Here is a 16,661-nt window from a genome sequence, read left to right as displayed (position 1 = left end):
TTTGCCCCGCTGGCCCTGGTCTGCGGGGCTTTTTTATCGTGGATAAGCATTGGCGACGTTTTGCCGCCAAACTACAAGGGCTCGGTTGCATTTACCCCCCACCTGGCCCAAGCTCTGCCCTTCCCCCGCCACGGATCGTCCGATGCCCAGACGCAACCGCTACCTGATCGCCTTGCTGTTGTTGATCCTGGTATCGGCCCTGTTCGGCTACCTATGGCGCGACACCCCGCCAGCCGCACCGACCCTGCCGGCACACAGCTACGCCAAGGCCCTGCGCCAGGCCCACGAAGGCCAGCCCGGTGCGGCACGGGTGCTGTATCAGCAATTGCAACGTAACGACTTGCCCGCCATCCGGCGTGCGGCCCTGTACGCCGAGTTGCCCAACTACCCCTCGCCACTGGCATTGAAGCTCGCCCGCCAGGACCTGGAGCATGCCGACCCACTGGTGCGCCGAGCGGCCATTGCCGGTATCCGCCGCCTGTTACCGGCGGCGCAGCGTAGCCTGGTGCTCGGCCCGCTGCTGGACGACGACGAGCAAAGCGTGCGTTTTGCCGCCGTGGATGCCCTGCTGGGCCTCGACCCCGACGCCATCGGCCTGTATTTCGGCCCGCTGCAAGCAGCCCTCGAGCAATACCAGCAAGCGCTGGAGCAACAGCCCGAGGATGCCGATGCCCAAGTGCACCTGGCACGCCTTTATCTGCATGAAAACGACTACACCCAAGCCGCCACAGCCCTGCAACGAGCGCTGGCGGTCGCCCCCGGCAACCTTGACGCCCTGGCTACTCAGGTACGCCTGCTCGAGCGCCAGGGGCATCACGATGCCTCGCGGCAGGTGCTGGGCCAAGCCTTGGCGCTAAGCCCCGACTCGTCCTTTCTGCAGTACGAGCTAGGGCTTTGGCTGAACCGCCACGAACAGCGCGAATATGCCTTGCTGGCCCTGTCCCGCGCCGTCGAGCTGGAGCCGGACAACGCCGACTACCGCTATACCCTGGCAGTTACGCTGCACGAGCTGGGCCAACTCGACGCCGCACAGAAGCAACTGGAAACCGTGCTCAATCGCCAGCCTGCCAACCGCCGGGCGCGGGTGCTGCTGATTCAGTACTGGAAAGAGTCCGGCCAGCTGCAGAACGTCCAGGTGCTGCTGGCCGAGCTGGAGCGGCAAAACCCTGACGACCCCGTGCTGCAACAGGGTTTGTAGGTAACGACTGACTTTTGTTGAACCCTGAGTCTGTGCCCAGGGTCCAGTGGATATCAGGTCACCCTACAGGAGAGTCGTGTTGGCCAATTCATTGGCGCTGGACGAACGTGCCTTGATCCTGGCACCCCCGACGCTGGCGGCGGATACCTCGCGTCTACTCGCCTCCGCCGGCATCGATAGCCTGTGCGCGGTCGACCTGGCCAACCTGCAGGCGCGCCTGGCCGAAGGTGCAGGGTTGGCGATCATCGCCGAACAAGCGTTCAGCCAAGGCCCAAGCGCATCGCTGCAGGCGTTCATCGATCAGCAACCGAGCTGGTCGGATTTGCCTATCGTACTGGTCACCGAGGGCGCCTGGTCGGCCAGTGGCGTTAGCAACCATCCAGTGGGCAACCTGGTATTGCTGGTCGCCCCCTTTGAAAATGCCCAGCTGTTGCACATGACCCAGTCCGCCCTGCGCAATCGGCGCAGGCAGTACCTCACACGCGACCAGTTGCACGGCCTGCAGCAACGCCTGGAAACCCGACGTTCGCCGCCAGACAACGAACCCGAACACGACGAGTTCGCCCGCTACCAGGCACGCAAGATGGAAGCCATTGGCCAACTGGCCGGCGGCGTTGCCCACGACTTCAACAACCTGCTCACCAGCATCGGCGGCAGCTTTGAACTGATCGACCGACGCCTGCGACAGGGCCGTAGCGACGGTCTGGACGGGCTGCTGCGCATGGGCCGCGAGGCCGTATCACGGGCCGCCCGCCTGACCCACCGCCTGCTGGCTTTCTCGTCGCGGCAATCGCTGCACAGCCAACGCATAGACCTGCATACCCTGCTACAGACCAAACGCCTGAAAGCCTGCCTTAACCCGGCGGTATCCCTTCAGGTACACATGGCCAAAGGCCTCTGGGCCGTGGAGGCTGATGACGAGCAGCTGCACGAAGCCCTGGACAACCTGACGGCCAATGCCTGCGAGGCCATGCCCAGCGGCGGCCTTTTGCGCATCGAAGCAAGCAACCTGCACGTGACCTCTGGCCAGTTCGCCAGCGGCGCCCTGGCCAATGGCGATTACGTGCGGCTGCGTATCATCGACGACGGCCAAGGCATGGCGCAAAGCACACTGGAACATGCATTCGAGCCATTTTTCAGCACCAAGGCGATAGGCCAAGGCATCGGTCTTGGCCTATCGATGGTGTACGGTTTCTGCAAACAGTCTCATGGGCATGTGACCCTGCACAGCCAGACCGGCCAGGGTACCCGGGTAGACCTTTACCTGCCGCGTCATACCGGCCCGGCGAGGCAATCGGGCCAGCCGGTGCAACCTGCGTACCCTGACGGCGGCCGACATGTACTGGTCGTCGAGGACGACCCGCATGTGCGCCAGTTGCTGTGCCAAGCGCTGCGCGATGACGGCTTCACCTGCCACAGCGCCGCCAACGGCAACGAGGGGCTGAAGATGCTGCGCTCGGCGCAAACGGTAAATTTACTGATCAGCGATGTCGGCTTACCCGGTATGAACGGCCGGCAACTGGCCGAGATAGCCCGCACACTGCGCCCCCAGCTGCCGGTGCTGTTCATCACTGGGTACGCGGAAACGGCCATGGCCCGAGCCGGCTTTCTGGGGGCAGGCATGCACTTGATCTGCAAGCCGTTCGAGCTGAAGCAGCTGCAAGCACAAGTGACGCAGATTCTTGGCAAGCCGTGATGCCCACTATGCATCAAGCATGCGCAGTGCGTTGTCAGCAAGCTCTGCCAGCAGGAACGGCTTGTTCATCAATGCGGTGCCTGGTTGATCAAGCAATTGCGCTTCGATGGGCTGGTCCGCATAACCGGTGATGAACAGGATTTTCTGTTGCGCAATCTGCATGCGCATGGCCCTGGCCACTTGCCGGCCACTGAAGCCACCTGGCAAGCCGATGTCGGTGATCACCAGGTCGAAGGGGCCATCATGGCGGAAGCGCGCCAGGGCAGTATTCGCATCGCCTGCTACCGTCACGTTGAAACCACGCTCGGCCAGGTATTCATGCATGACCACGCGCAAATTCACTTCGTCATCCACCAGCAGCAGACGTTCGCCCCGGGCCATACGCTGCGACGGCGGCACAGGCTTGGGCTCTTCCGGGACCGGGTCATGACACCTTGGAAAAAGCATGGAAACTTTGGTGCCCTGCTCCGGGGCAGACTCGATCCAGACATACCCTCCCGATCGGCTGACGAAACCATACACGGTCGATAACCCTAATCCGGCTCCCCGACCGATGGGTTTGGTGGTGAAGAACGGTTCAAAGGCCCTGGCGATGTCCGCTACCGACATTCCAAGGCCGTCATCCTCGACATCCAACGCTACATAATCGCCAGGTGGCAGGCCACATGCATCCGTGAATGGGGCGGTCAACCGCTTGTTGACAGTACGCAGCGTAACATTGCCCTGCGTCAGGCATGCTTCCCGGGCGTTGGTACAAAGGTTGATCAAGGCACCTTCAAGCTCACTAACGTCCAGGTCTACCGCCCATGCCACTACATCCAGCTGCCAGTGCAAGCCGACCTCCGCGCCCAACGTCTTCAGCAGTAATGGCTCACAAAGGCGCAGTTGCCGATTCAAGTCCAGCGGCCGCTTGGCCAAGGGTTGTTGGCTAGACAACGCCAGCAAGCGGCGGGTCAGTTCCATGGCGCGCTGCACCGACTCGCGGGCTACTTCCACGTAGGCCTCCACCCGCTCCAGGCGCCCCTCCTGCAGGCGCCGTTGCAACAACTCAAGACTGCCGCCAACACCGGACAGCAGGTTATTCATTTCGTGGCCCACGCCCCCCGCCAATTGGCCGACCACCTGCATACGCTCGCTGTTGCGAATCAGCGCCTTGGACTGCCGTACAGCCTCTTCACGGTCTGCGGTGATGTCCCGGCCAACCGCCGTCAGCAGCCTGCCATCAAACCGCGCGCTCCAGCGAAACCAGTGGTAATGACCATCACGGTGCCGCAGGCGGGTCTCGATCTGTTCCGGGTTGATGCCTTGCAGCAGCCCCGACACTGCCAGCTGCACGTCGGTGCGATCTGCCGGGTGTACCAGTTCCAGCACCGGCATATCCTGCACCTGCTCTTGGGTCCAGCCCAGAATACGGTACCAGGCCGGGTTCACGGCACGCAGTTTCAGTTCCGCAGTCACCGTCATCATCGCGTCGCGCGACAGTTGCCAGAACTGTTCGCGCTCAGCAACATAGCGTTCGGCCTGCTGCTCGAACCCCAGCGCCTGCGCGCGCCAATGGCGGTGCGCCTCGACACTGGCCGTGGTTTCAATCACCGTATGCAGAAAACCCGCCACATTGCCCAGCTCATCATGCAACGGTGCAAAACCGAACGCGCACCATATCGGCTCCTCGTCCGCGACGCCGGGAATACTCAGGGGGGGATCCTCGACAAAACTCGAGCGCCCCTCCAGCGCCTGGAACACCTGGGGTCCCACTGCCGGCCAGACATCGTGCCACAGCCTGTCGAACGCTGTACCCAAGGCGTCCGGCACGGCCCGCAGCGCCCTGTAGCCTTCGTTGTGCAGCACACAAAGGTCAGCCCCCCAGACCACGGCACAAGGGAACGGTGACAAATGCATCATGTCGACGGCAATACGCAACGAAGCCGGCCAGCGCGGCAATGGCCCGAGCGAAGTACGCCCCCAGTCGAAACGTGCAATCCGCTGCGCCATCAAATCGACCGGTTGGGAAACAGGCGGCTGCGGCATGGCCGGCTGCGAAGGCCCGCGTGGCGTACTGTTTGCGACCAATATCGTGACTCCAGCAATGCTCCGGGTTGGCCACGGTGCTGCCTGAACAGACAGGCTCACCCATGGAATCTGTTCACGTTAGCACAGCACGCACCACTTACCATGGCGCACTTGCAGGGGGCAGCTATGCTGATTAGGTTTTCCCTTGGGCCAGGGAGCATCGGCTATCCAGGCTGCAGAAAGGAGCACGGTCATGAGCAAGAAAATGCTGGTGGTGCTGACCAACACAGCCAAATACCCAACCCTCAAGCGGGCGACCGGGTTGTGGCTGGGTGAGGCCGTGCACTTTGTCGAGAAGGTCGATGCGGCCGGCTATACGGTGGACTATGTCAGCCCACAGGGCGGTTACGTGCCCATCGACCCGCACAGCCTGCAGATGGCGCCAGACTTGGACTGGCAATGGTATGACGACAAACGCTTCATGACACGCTTGGGCACCACCTTGAGCCCCGGGCAGGTGAAGGCCGACGATTACAGCGTCATCTATTACACCGGTGGGCATGGAGTGATGTACGACTTTCCCGACAATCAGCCGCTGCAAGAGTTGGCGCGCAAACTCTACGAAAATGGAGGCATCATCGCGGCGGTCTGCCATGGTGTAGTTGGCCTGCTCAATATCAAACTGAGCGACAACAGCCTATTGCTGAAACACCGTCAGGTCACCGGCTTTTCCAACACCGAAGAAAAGCTGGCCGAACTGGATAAGGTGGTTCCCTTTCTGACCGAAAACGAGATGGTTGGCCGCGGCGGCGTTTACAGCAAGCATGATGATCCGTGGATGCCACACGTGGTCGAAGATGGTCGATTGATCACTGGGCAGAACCCGGCCTCGACCGCCTTGCTCGCCGAACACGTGCTGGCGCAACTCAAGCCGGCCAAAGCCTGACATCAACCTTGTAGTTTTCCTCTGCCGCACACTGCAAAAGGACTACAGCCGATCGGTCATTGAGTGCATAGGCTCAGGGTTCAGTTGTTCACCACGAACAGCCTCGGCCCGGAGAGCGATTGCCCTATGTTGAAAATCCTGAACGCAGGATACCGCCTGCGAGAGCTGCTACTGCTCTCCACGGTGGGCCTCGTGCCTGTGATCTCCGGTTTGCTGGTAATGGTTGTTCAACTGGAAATGAAACTTGCGGAAAATGCCGCCATCTCCGTTCAGGAGGCAGTGTTCAGCATTGACCAGGCGCTGAACCGGATGCATGAAGCTGCCCAGCGTGCCTTGCCGCTCGCAGGCAAGCCTTGCGACAGGGTCAGGAGCGCATTACAGGAGCAAGTTGTGAGCCGCTCCATGATCAGATCGCTGACCTTGGTAGAAGGTAATGAAGCCTCCTGCAGCAGTACTTCAGATTCTCTGGAATACCTATCGTCCTTTGCCGGATCCGGCCAGCAGGTCGAGTTGTCCTATGGGCAACCCGACAAGCGCCGCAAGCTGCTGGTCAACTATTACTTGCAGGGGAATCATGGCGGGGTGATCGTGACCGCCTATGCCATTTCGCTACGCAACGAACTGGACGCTTTTCAGGATGGGCTGACACTGCTGCTGGAGTTCGACGACCGCTACATCTGGAGCAAAGGCGATAGTCGAGACCCACAGCGCCCTTCGCAGTCCGAGTTTTTTGCGAGCGCGCTGTCGAGCAAGTATGGGTATAGGGTCAAAGGCGGTTACGCCGAAGGCTTCACCGCCCAGGAAATACAGCAGTCAATGGTGCAGATCTTTCCCTCACTGATGCTGGTAGGGATCGTGACCGGCTCGATCGTGTATCTGGGCCTGTACAGGGCGAGCGCCCACAGGCGTGAGGCGACCACCAAGCATGCATGATGGCGGCGCCCCTCAGGTCGGATCAGTCAGTGCTCAGCACACCACGGCGCACCTGGTCCCGCTCGATGGATTCGAACAGCGCCTTGAAGTTGCCTTCACCAAAGCCATCATCACCCTTGCGCTGGATGAACTCGAAGAACACCGGACCAAGCAGGGTTTCCGAGAAGATCTGCAGCAGCAGGCGCTTGTCTTCAGGTTGCGAGGCGCCATCGAGCAGGATGCCTCGCGCTTGCAGCTGATCCACCGGCTCGCCGTGGCCAGGCAGGCGCTCTTCGAGCATTTCGTAATAGGTCTGCGGTGGCGCCGTCATGAAGCGCATGCCAAAGCCCTTCAGCGCGTCCCAGGTCTTGAGCAAGTCGTCGGTGAGGAAGGCTACGTGCTGGATGCCTTCACCGTTGAACTGCATCAGGAACTCTTCGATCTGCCCGGCACCCTTGGACGACTCTTCGTTGAGCGGGATGCGGATCATGCCATCGGGCGCAGTCATGGCCTTGGAGGTCAGGCCGGTGTACTCACCCTTGATATCGAAATAGCGGATCTCACGGAAGTTGAACAGTTTCTCGTAGAAGCCGGCCCAGTAAGCCATGCGCCCGCGGTAAACGTTATGGGTGAGGTGGTCGATGATTTTCAGGCCGGCACCTACCGGGTTGCGATCCACGCCTTCGATAAAGTTGAAGTCGATGTCGTAGATCGAACTGCCTTCGTCGAAGCGGTCGATCAGGTACAACGGCGCACCGCCAATGCCTTTGATTGCCGGCAGGCGCAACTCCATCGGGCCGGTTTCGATTTCTACCGGCTGGGCACCCAGCTCCAGGGCGCGGGCATAGGCTTCATGGGCATTGCGCACGCGGAACGCCATGCCGCACACAGAAGGGCCGTGTTCCGCCGCGAAGTACGAGGCGATGCTCTTGGGTTCGTTGTTCAGGATCAGGTTGATGCCACCCTGGCGATACAGGTGCACATCCTTGGAGCGGTGGGTAGCCACCTTGGTGAAACCGAGTATCTGGAAGACCGGCTCGAGTACGCCAGGCGTAGGCGAAGCCAGCTCAATGAACTCGAAGCCCATCAGGCCCATTGGATTGTCGAAGATATCAGCCATGTTCGTGTCCTCATCTGCAGCGAAAAATTATTGATTGCGTGGGATGTGGAACAGAAACGGCGGTGAGCACGGGATGCCCCGCACGCTGCGGGCGAGGAAGTCACCTATGATCAGCTTGAACCCATGGTATGTCATATGGACCCATTCTCGGCGGGCTTGATCCTTCGGAGCTGAAGGACCTTATTGTTGTATTCGTAAACGGATTCTACATTGCGTAAAATGGTTTGTCGCGTTTTAGTTGGTCCTGAGCGCCGACAAACGGCTATTCTCTCGTTATCTCTCATCGTAGCCAGGTCAGCATGCCCCTTACCGTAAAACGCCGCGCCGCATTCAGCTGGCGTACCCTGTTGCCCTGGGGCGTCGGTGTGCTGCCAGTGGTGTGCGGCCTGGCCATCATGAACTGGCAGGTCGAGCGCGAGATGCAGGCCAGCAGCCAGGCCACCACCCGCCAGACGGTGGAGCACGTCGAGCGCATCCTCGACAACTTGTCCAGTGCTGCCAATGCATTGCTGCCCCTGGCTGGCAGCCCCTGCGATCAGACCCAGCTTACGCTGCGTGCCCAGGTGACCCGCAACGCCTTCGTGCGCTCGACCAACCTGTTCAGGCACAACAACCTGTATTGCACCTCGCTGTTCGGCGAGTTCGACGAACCGGTCAACGCCACCGACTATACCGACGGCAAACTGTGGCTGATGGACGGCAACTCGGTCACCCCGGGGCACGCGCTGCTGGTGTACCGTGCCAGCGAGGGCGACAAAGGGGCAATCACCACGGTGGATGGCGACCACCTGCTAACGGCACTGCGCCTGATCGGCCCTGACGAAGACTTGCAAATCCGCGTGGGCGATGCCTGGATGGGCAAGGACGGTGTCGTGCACAAAGGCGTACCACCTGCCGCCGCCAGCGCCAACGTACTGCTGGGTTCGACCCGTTACCCGTTCAGCGTGCAGGGCGGCTACAGCACCGGCAAACAGGGCCAGCTGTTACGCAGCCACTACCCTGCCCTTATCAGCTTGCTGCTGGTGCTGGGTGCCGTGGCGGCGCTGGTATGCCGCTGGCAGATTCGCCGGGCCACCTCACCCCGCGCCGAGCTGGACCGCGCGCTGCAGGCCGACGAATTTCTGCCGTATTTCCAGCCTGTGGTGCGCAAAGGCGACTACCGCTGGGCCGGCGCCGAAGTGCTGATGCGCTGGAACCACCCGCGCGAGGGCCTGGTAAGGCCCGACCTGTTCATCCCTTATGCCGAGCACAGCGGGCAGATCGTCGCCATGACCCGGGCGCTGATGATGCATACCGCGCAAAGCCTGGCACCCTATGCCGGGCTGCTGGAGGACGGGTTCCATATCGGTGTCAACATCACCGCCGATCATTGCCGCGACCTCAGCCTGCTGGACGACTGCCGCACCTTCCTGCAGCACTTTCCGCCGGGCCGGGTGGTGCTGACCCTGGAACTGACCGAGCGCAAACTCATCGAGCCTACCCCGGTGACCCTGGAACTGTTCGAAAAGCTCCACGCCATGGGCGTGATGATTGCGCTCGACGACTTCGGCACCGGCCAGTCGAGCCTCAACTACCTGCGCCAGTTCCAGGTCGACTACCTGAAGATCGACCAGAGCTTTGTCGCCATGATCGGCGGCGATGCGCTGTCCGTGCACATTCTGGAAAGCATCATCGACCTGTCGGCCAAGCTGGGCCTGGGTATCGTGGCCGAAGGTGTGGAAACGAACACCCAGCGCGACTACCTGGCCTGCCATGGGGTGGACTTCCAGCAGGGCTACCTGTTTGCCAGGCCCATGCCGGCCGCCCAGTTCCTGGAGGCACTGGCCACACGCCCGGGCGCTGCGCAGTTGCCGCAACGCGCGGCCCCTGAGATCATGCGCGGCTGATCCACCCGCTCAACTCCCCTATTCGAGGCACTCGTGTCAAAAGGCATCGTTTCATCGGTCATGGCGTCCTGTCTGTTCGCTGTGATGTACTTCTATACCTCGCTGCTCACGCCACTGGATGGCGAAGAGATCTTTGGCTGGCGCACCCTGCTGACGCTGCCCTGCCTCACCTTGTTCATGCTGGTCTCGAAAGACTGGAAACGGGTGGGCGAGCTGCTGGCCCGGGTAAAGCGCACGCCTGTGCTGTTGCTGGGCATGGTCGGCACGTCGTGGCTGATGGGCGTACAGTTGTGGCTGTTCCTCTGGGCACCCTTGCATGGGCGCAGCCTGGAAGTGTCGATGGGCTATTTCCTGCTGCCACTGGCCATGGTTCTTACCGGGCGGCTGGTGTACGGCGAGCGCCTGTCACGCCTGCAAAAGGTGGCCGTGGCTTGTGCCGCACTGGGCGTGGGCCACGAGCTGTACCAAAACGGCAGTTTTGCCTGGGAAACCCTGTTGGTGACGATCGGCTACCCGATCTATTTCGTGCTGCGCCGACGCTGCCGCACCGACCACCTGGGCGGCCTGTGGTGCGACATGTGCCTGCTGCTACCGTGGGCGTTGTACTTCGTTATCCAGGGCCCGCTTTCCAGCGCTGACCTGCAAACCCACCCTGGGCTGTATGCGTTGATCCCGATCCTTGGGGCGATCAGCGCCTCGGCCCTGATCGCCTACGTGCTGGCCAGCCGCATGCTGCCATTCAGCCTGTTCGGCCTGCTCAGCTACGTCGAGCCCGTACTGCTGGTGGGCGTGGCATTGCTGCTGGGCGAAACCATCGGCCCGGATCAGTGGCTGACCTACCTGCCGATCTGGGCCGCAGTGCTGGTGCTGGTGCTCGAGGGTTTCAAGCACCTGCTGCGTCAACGTCGCCGTTCGGTGTAAGCCGAACCTGGCGCACCCGCCGCTCTTCCACCGCCTCCACGGTCAGCGTCCAGCCATTCCAGGCCAGGCGGTCACCCACCATCGGCAGGCGGTCGAGCAGGCTCATCACCAAGCCCGCGAGGGTCTGGTAATCCTCGGTAGCACGGGCACTGAAGCCGGTACGCGCCTGGACCTGGCTCAGGTTCAGTGCACCACTGACCACGAAGCCCTCGCCCTCCTGGACGATGCCGGGGCCTTCAACCTCGCTGGCATCCGGCAGTTCACCGGCAATCGACTCAAGGATGTCGGTCATGGTCAGCAGGCCGGTGAAGTCACCGAACTCGTTGACCACGAAGGCGATGTGAGTCGACTGGCCTCGCATCTGCTCCAGGGCGTTGAGAATGCTGAAGCTCTCCAGCAGGTTCAGCGGCACACGCGCCATGCCTTCCAGGTCCGGCTGGCTGCCCGACAGCAGCTCCTTGAGCAGTTCCTTCTTGTGCACGAAGCCCAGAGGATCGTCGACACGGCCATTGCGGATCAGCGGCAGGCGCGAGTACGGCGAGTTGGCCAGGGCCTGGGTAATGGCGTCGGCCGGTTGCGCCAGGTCGATCATGTCGACCTCGGTGCGGGCGGTCATCACCGTACGGATAGGCCGCTCGGCCAGGTTCAGCACGCCACTGATCATCACCCGCTCACGCCGGTCGAACAGCACCTGCTCCTCACCACCCTCGACCAGGTCGGCGATTTCCTCACCCACTTCGTCCGCCTCGACACGGCGGCCACCCAGCAGGCGCAGCACGGCATGGGCAGTGCGTTCACGCAACGGCCGGTGCTGCTGCAAGCTGCGCTTGCGGCGGGCACGGGCCAGCTGGTTGAACAGCTCGATAAGGATCGAGAAGCCGATGGCCGCGTACAGGTAGCCTTTCGGGATATGGAAGCCCAAGCCTTCGGCGGTCAGGCTGAAACCGATCATCATCAGGAAGCCCAGGCACAGCATGATTACCGTGGGGTGGGCGTTGACGAAGCGGGTCAGCGGTTTGCTGGCAACGATCATGATACCGATCGAGAAGATCACCGCGATCATCATTACCGACAGATGTTCGACCATGCCCACCGCGGTAATGACCGCGTCCAGCGAGAACACCGCGTCAAGCACCACGATCTGCGCAACGATCGGCCAGAACGCCGCATGACGTACCGCCCCACTGGCCTGGGTTACATGGCCCTCAAGGCGTTCATGCAGTTCCATGGTGGCCTTGAACAGCAGGAACACACCACCAAACAGCATGATCAGGTCACGGCCGGAGAAGCTCTTTTCGAACACTTCGAACAGTGGCGCGGTGAGGGTGACCATCCACGAGATACTCGCCAACAAGCCCAGTCGCATGATCAAGGCCAGGCTCAGGCCAATCACCCGCGCACGGTCACGCTGATGCGGCGGCAGCTTGTCTGCCAGGATGGCGATGAACACCAGGTTGTCGATACCCAGCACCAGCTCAAGGACGATAAGCGTCAACAGGCCTAGCCAGGCCGTGGGATCGGCTAGCCATTCCATTAGCGGGTACTCACCGGGGAAGCGTCACGAGGACGGGGGAAGGATGGCCAGAACGGCCGAAAACTGGGGGGCTCCGCGAAGGTGCTCATATAGACCTTGTTAAAAAATTGGGAAAATGATCGTACAAGCAGCGCTGGTTTCTGTGATAGCGCAAAACTATTACAAAACCTGTATCAGTTGTGAGGCGGTATTTGGGGGTACTTTTCTTCAATACCCTCGACAGCCAACGGCTGAAAATCACGGTTCCTTCCAGCCACCGGATCTTTCTCATGAGCCTGTCCCTGTCCATGGCCGCCTTCGCACTGGCGGCGTCGATTTCCCCCGGCCCGGTCAACATCGTTGCCCTGAGCAGCGGGGCCAACCATGGCTTACGCGCCAGCCTGGCGCATGTGGCCGGCGCCACGCTGGGCTTCTGCCTGTTGCTGGTGCTGGTCGGGCTGGGCCTGCATCAACTCCTGCTACGCTGGTCGCTACTGGGCATGCTGCTGCACTGGGGCGGGGTCGCGTTTCTGCTGTACATGGCGTGGAAGCTGGCCAGCGACAACGGCCGGCTGACCAATACACACTCGACAACAGCGCCTTCAGCCTGGCACGGCGTGGCGATGCAATGGTTGAATCCCAAGGCTTGGCTGGCAGCAGTGGCCGGGGTCGGCGCTTACACGGGGGGTGAGCAGCACCTGCTGTGGCTCTTTGCCTGGATATATGGCCCGATCTGTTTTGTTTCGGTCGCGTGTTGGGCATGGGCCGGGAGCATGATTCGCCAGTATCTGGGCAACCCACGGCACGTGCGCTTGCTCAATCGAGGGTTGGCGGTATTGCTGGTGGGCAGTGCGGTCTACCTGGTTATCTGACGCCAGCGGCATCGCGGTAATGCCCCGGTGTCGCCGCCAGGTGCTGCTTGAATGCCCGCTGCAGGTGCGCCTGGTCGGCAAACCCGGCCTCCTGCGCAACCTCGGCAATCGCGCGGCCTTGGCGCAGCTGCGCCCTGGCCAGCTGTACGCGCTGATCGAGCAGGTAGCCATGCGGCGTCAGCCCGAAGCGTTGGCCAAAAGCACGAATCAGGTAGGAACGTGACAGGCCGCAGGCGGTGCAGATGTCTTCCAGGCTCAGCGGATCGCTACGATGGGCACGTATGAAGGCTGCCGCCGCGTCCAGCCGTGGGTTACCTGCTTCACCCGTGCCAGTTTCACCCGAGAGAAAGCCCGGCAATGCACTAAACAGGGTCGCCAGGCGCGCCTCCCTGTCAGGCACGCTGGCGTCGAACAGGTCGGCAAAGGCCTGCATCAAACGTTGGTACAACGCAGGCGAGCTACTCCAGGTTTGCGTCGGCAAGGTGAAACCCAACGCCTGTAGCCAGGGCAAGTCGACGAACAGCATCAGGTAGGACCAAGGCTCGCGATCGATGGGGTTGCAGGTATGCACCACGCCCGGGTTCATCAGCACCGTGGTGCCGGCCCCCACCTCAATGCGCAGGCCCCCGTTCAGGTAAGTGCTGCGCCCACCGGTGATCACCCCGATGGAAAAGCTCTCGTGGGAGTGTGCGGCATAACACACCTGCCGCCCGTCCCCTACCCGCCGGGCTTCGACAAAGGGCAACGCAGGGTCACGCCAGAACCGTGATACCTCGATCATCCCCTCGCCCACACGTTGCTCAGATCCCCCCGATACTACACGGTTATCGCGCAAACAGATCGAGCGTGCGTTCCACTTCACCAATATCGATCCTGAAACCATCGCCCTCCGGTATGCCCACCACAAAGCCGAACTGCTGGTGGTCGCGGTCCGTCAGGTATTTGTAGTAGCTGACGAACCGGTTAGGCGGCTGCAAGGTCAGCAGGCTACCGCCAGGCTGCAGCACATTCACACCATGCACCAGTTGGCTACCCTCTACGCCAATGACCACTTTTGCCCCGGCACAGGCTGCGACAATGCTCGGCACGTCAGACTTGAGCGGGTTGACCACGCGAAAACCACGCGTAACCCGCAAGTGTTCGGCAAGCTCCAGCTCATTACGCAGCAGACGCAGGTCGCCGTCACCGCCCCGCAGCAGGAACACACCCGGGTGTGGGGCATGCGGCACATGCGACAGCAGCTTGTCCCCCATGGCCCGGTAGCGGGCGTGCCGGCTGCGGTTGTTGCTCTGGTCGTCGAACAGCACCAGCTCACGGAAAAACGCACTGCGCAAGCGCAGCGGCTTCATATCCAGCCAGTCTTCATAGGCGGGCGCCTGGGTAAACAACGGGTACTTGGCAGAGGGTGCGGTGGTCACCGGGACGCCCTCGTTGCAAGCCAGCGCATAGGTCGGGCAATCTTCCATCAGCCAGGTACCGAACCAGGAATTGCCGTTTTGCGTGCAATAAATGGCTGCCCGGTCAATTTCGTTGTCCACGATGATGCCCGGAAAGGTGCTGGGTTTGAGTGACAACCAATGGCTGGCCTTGCCCTTGTACAACGCACCATCGACCAACCACACATTCTTGATCAGGTAGCCCCGGGTTGGCCCTTGCAGCGTACTGATGCCGCCCTCCATGGTGCGCGCAGGGTGTACGTAGGGGTAAAAACGCTTGCCCTCCCAGCCCGTCACCCGCTCCAGCTGGCCGGGCAGGTAGATGGCTGGTGGCGACACCGTGGTCTCGCCCGGCGCAATGTCCCAGCTCTTGGCAGCCACACTCTTGAGGTCGATGGCCGTGTTCTTGCCCAGGCGCTTGCGGGCCATGTAGCGGTAGGCAGCCAGTGTCCAGGTGTGCTGCCTGGCTGCGAGCGATGCACTGAACTGCGAGATGTCGCTTCCCATGAAGCGTCCTCCCTTGGTAACGAAATGAGAAACCGGGCGCATCGCGCCCTCTCTACGCATCCCTGGCTAACACTCAGTTGGACATCACCCTTTCCATCGCGGGAGGGGATTGCAGGTTGGCATACCGGCTGCGCAGCGCTTCCACGAACGGTTCGCCTGCGCCGTTGCCGCCATACAGGTAAATCTTGTGCAGCCCGCCAAACACCATTTCGTGGTAGCGGCTGGCAAATTCTTCTTCACTCGGCCCCTCGGGCAACCCCAGGTGCAACGTGAGCTTGTCGCCTTCGACCGCGAACATCGGCGTGTCCCACAAAAACTTCGCCGCGCCGGCCTTGGGCAAGCGAACGAACAGGTAGGCATGGTTGCCCAACGAGTCGATATCGCCGCCACGCCGGCGCTTCCACTTCAACAGCCCGTCATCTGGCCGCGCCAGGCACAGGCCAATGTCGTAATAATCGAAGCCCTGTTCCAAGGCCCACTCAAGGGCCATGAACGTGGTGATGGAGTTCACCTCACGTAGCTTCTTGGCATCGGAAAACACCGCTTCGCAATAGCCAAAGCGCAAGGTGCTCCAGTAGCGTTTGCCGCCGCGCACCACTTCGCACCCCAAGTGGCAGCCGATTACCTCATCGCCCAAGGTAATCAGGTCGAGCCGGCCAACGCTCTTGGCAATCCGGAACACTTCGTCCGTGGGGAACTGTGCCGCATGAATGCCTTGCCTGGCCGTGGCATAGGGGCGCAGCAGGTCCCGGTCAGCCATGGCGATCTCGTCGTCCGAGAGGGTTTTACGCATCTGGTAAAGCGGGCGGTTCTTGCGGATGCTGCGGCGCAGTTCGCTGTCGTAGCGGGCCGTGATGTCTTCCAGCGGGCGCCCCAGCGGAACCACGGCGCTCAGGTAATGTGGCACCGACAACGCGCCCGACGTCGGCATTTCGCTGATCACCACAACATGGTTGGCCGCCGCAGTCGCGCTTGCACCCTCCACGACCGATGCGCTGCCCTGGCCCTTGCCGCCAATCAGCAGTTTGGCCATTTCCCGTTGCTGCTTGCGCCCTATGTAGAGGATTTCGTACGGGCTTTCCTCCTGCATCCGAAACCTGGCAACTTCCCAACGCCAGAAACAGGCACGCGCCAACACTTCACGCACCTTGCTGGCCAGCAGCCTCATTTCGTAGCGCATGGAGGGCGACAGGAATTTTCGCGCCACAGCCGTCAAGGTCTCTTTCATTTCTTCTTCGACGTCCTTTGAAGTGCTCTATGGTCTATCGGAAAAAGAGAAAAAATCAGCAAAAACACCTAACGTCTTGATTTTTATAGTATGGACTTAAACTTCTTTATCACATTCAGTAACAATTTAAGATGCCTGCAAACGCTTTGGCAAGCGGCTCCCCGCTAACTTTAGATCAAGTTTAATGGCGTCAAAATTCCTGCATGAAGTGCATACCCAACAAGTACTTTGCTATAACCGTGCCCGGCGCGGGCCGCTGCAATTATCACTTCGCTATCAATTGATAACCCTTGATGCCGTCTTTGCATAACAGCCCTGGAACCCTACGTTGACCTGTCGACAAGCACGAGGGGCCATGTTGAGCCAGACTGGTGTTTTTTCGGCAGCCGGTGCATGCTCGCAGCTGAAGCGATTCA

The 16,661-nt window shown here is 61.2% G+C and carries 13 protein-coding genes; 7 read left to right on the top strand and 6 right to left on the bottom strand.

Annotated features, from left to right (window positions below; genetic code table 11):
- The first annotated feature begins 142 nt into the window (after positions 1-142).
- Both D906_RS11675 and D906_RS11670 read left to right on the top strand, forming a co-directional pair.
- Positions 143-1,198 (top strand): tetratricopeptide repeat protein, encoded by a 1,056-nt coding sequence (locus D906_RS11675; protein ID WP_019099272.1) that lies wholly within the window; start codon positions 143-145, stop codon positions 1,196-1,198.
- Positions 1,199-1,277: 79 nt separating this feature from the next.
- Positions 1,278-2,894 (top strand): response regulator, encoded by a 1,617-nt coding sequence (locus D906_RS11670; protein WP_019099273.1) that lies wholly within the window; start codon positions 1,278-1,280, stop codon positions 2,892-2,894.
- A 6-nt stretch (positions 2,895-2,900) separates the two neighbouring features.
- On the opposite strand, the gene D906_RS11665 is transcribed toward D906_RS11670, so the two are convergent.
- Positions 2,901-4,964, bottom strand: coding sequence for an ATP-binding protein (locus D906_RS11665; protein WP_019099274.1), 2,064 nt, complete (start codon positions 4,962-4,964; stop codon positions 2,901-2,903).
- Positions 4,965-5,157: 193 nt separating this feature from the next.
- Here D906_RS11665 and D906_RS11660 point away from each other — a divergent pair, with 193 nt between their 5' ends.
- A complete protein-coding gene (locus D906_RS11660) occupies positions 5,158-5,850 on the top strand; it encodes a type 1 glutamine amidotransferase domain-containing protein (protein WP_019099275.1) in 693 nt (230 codons plus the stop codon).
- A 126-nt stretch (positions 5,851-5,976) separates the two neighbouring features.
- A complete protein-coding gene (locus D906_RS11655; protein ID WP_019099276.1) occupies positions 5,977-6,783 on the top strand; it encodes a CSS-motif domain-containing protein in 807 nt (268 codons plus the stop codon).
- A gap of 22 nt (positions 6,784-6,805) precedes the next feature.
- On the opposite strand, the gene hppD is transcribed toward D906_RS11655, so the two are convergent.
- Positions 6,806-7,882, bottom strand: coding sequence for a 4-hydroxyphenylpyruvate dioxygenase (hppD, locus tag D906_RS11650; protein ID WP_016714000.1), 1,077 nt, complete (start codon positions 7,880-7,882; stop codon positions 6,806-6,808).
- Between the two features lie 299 nt (positions 7,883-8,181).
- On the opposite strand from hppD, the gene D906_RS11645 reads away from it, so the two are divergent.
- Together D906_RS11645 and rarD are read left to right on the top strand one after the other, a co-directional pair.
- Positions 8,182-9,768 carry an EAL domain-containing protein gene (locus tag D906_RS11645; protein ID WP_019099277.1) on the top strand — a complete coding sequence of 529 codons (1,587 nt, stop codon included), beginning with the start codon at positions 8,182-8,184 and terminating at the stop codon, positions 9,766-9,768.
- A gap of 33 nt (positions 9,769-9,801) precedes the next feature.
- Positions 9,802-10,689, top strand: coding sequence for an EamA family transporter RarD (gene rarD / locus D906_RS11640; protein WP_025752941.1), 888 nt, complete (start codon positions 9,802-9,804; stop codon positions 10,687-10,689).
- Here the strand turns inward: rarD and D906_RS11635 are convergent.
- Positions 10,652-12,223 (bottom strand): TerC family protein, encoded by a 1,572-nt coding sequence (locus tag D906_RS11635; RefSeq protein ID WP_019099279.1) that lies wholly within the window; start codon positions 12,221-12,223, stop codon positions 10,652-10,654. The genes rarD and D906_RS11635 overlap by 38 nt on opposite strands.
- Positions 12,224-12,492: 269 nt before the next feature.
- Here D906_RS11635 and D906_RS11630 point away from each other — a divergent pair, with 269 nt between their 5' ends.
- Complete coding sequence (locus D906_RS11630; protein WP_019099280.1) at positions 12,493-13,074, top strand: LysE family translocator; 582 nt, start codon at positions 12,493-12,495, stop codon at positions 13,072-13,074.
- Here D906_RS11630 and D906_RS11625 read toward each other — a convergent pair.
- From D906_RS11625 to D906_RS11615, 3 genes are all read right to left on the bottom strand, one after another.
- Positions 13,067-13,855, bottom strand: a complete 789-nt coding sequence (locus D906_RS11625) for an AraC family transcriptional regulator (RefSeq protein WP_019099281.1) — start codon at positions 13,853-13,855, stop codon at positions 13,067-13,069. The two genes, D906_RS11630 and D906_RS11625, sit on opposite strands and share 8 nt — an antisense overlap.
- Before the next feature lie 43 nt (positions 13,856-13,898).
- Complete coding sequence (locus D906_RS11620; RefSeq protein ID WP_019099282.1) at positions 13,899-15,017, bottom strand: glycosyltransferase 61 family protein; 1,119 nt, start codon at positions 15,015-15,017, stop codon at positions 13,899-13,901.
- A 73-nt stretch (positions 15,018-15,090) separates the two neighbouring features.
- The gene (locus D906_RS11615) at positions 15,091-16,245 is read right to left on the bottom strand and encodes a hypothetical protein (RefSeq protein ID WP_019099283.1); all 1,155 of its coding nucleotides are present in this window, start codon (positions 16,243-16,245) and stop codon (positions 15,091-15,093) included.
- Between the last annotated feature and the right edge of the window lie 416 nt (positions 16,246-16,661).

It is taken from the genome of Pseudomonas sp. LAIL14HWK12:I1 (assembly GCF_003202095.1).
Lineage (GTDB): Bacteria > Pseudomonadota > Gammaproteobacteria > Pseudomonadales > Pseudomonadaceae > Aquipseudomonas > Aquipseudomonas monteilii.
Note: the sequence above shows the minus strand (reverse complement) of the source record. Positions and strands in the feature narration are given on the sequence as shown.

Coding starts and splice junctions, on each gene's coding strand:
- hppD (WP_016714000.1), bottom strand. CDS start 7,882: ATGGCTGATATCTTCGACAATCCAATGGGCCTGATGGGCTTCGAGTTC.
- D906_RS11615 (WP_019099283.1), bottom strand. CDS start 16,245: ATGAAAGAGACCTTGACGGCTGTGGCGCGAAAATTCCTGTCGCCCTCC.
- D906_RS11675 (WP_019099272.1), top strand. CDS start 143: ATGCCCAGACGCAACCGCTACCTGATCGCCTTGCTGTTGTTGATCCTG.
- D906_RS11635 (WP_019099279.1), bottom strand. CDS start 12,223: ATGGAATGGCTAGCCGATCCCACGGCCTGGCTAGGCCTGTTGACGCTT.
- D906_RS11625 (WP_019099281.1), bottom strand. CDS start 13,855: ATGATCGAGGTATCACGGTTCTGGCGTGACCCTGCGTTGCCCTTTGTC.
- D906_RS11655 (WP_019099276.1), top strand. CDS start 5,977: ATGTTGAAAATCCTGAACGCAGGATACCGCCTGCGAGAGCTGCTACTG.
- D906_RS11660 (WP_019099275.1), top strand. CDS start 5,158: ATGAGCAAGAAAATGCTGGTGGTGCTGACCAACACAGCCAAATACCCA.
- D906_RS11645 (WP_019099277.1), top strand. CDS start 8,182: ATGCCCCTTACCGTAAAACGCCGCGCCGCATTCAGCTGGCGTACCCTG.
- D906_RS11620 (WP_019099282.1), bottom strand. CDS start 15,017: ATGGGAAGCGACATCTCGCAGTTCAGTGCATCGCTCGCAGCCAGGCAG.
- D906_RS11630 (WP_019099280.1), top strand. CDS start 12,493: ATGAGCCTGTCCCTGTCCATGGCCGCCTTCGCACTGGCGGCGTCGATT.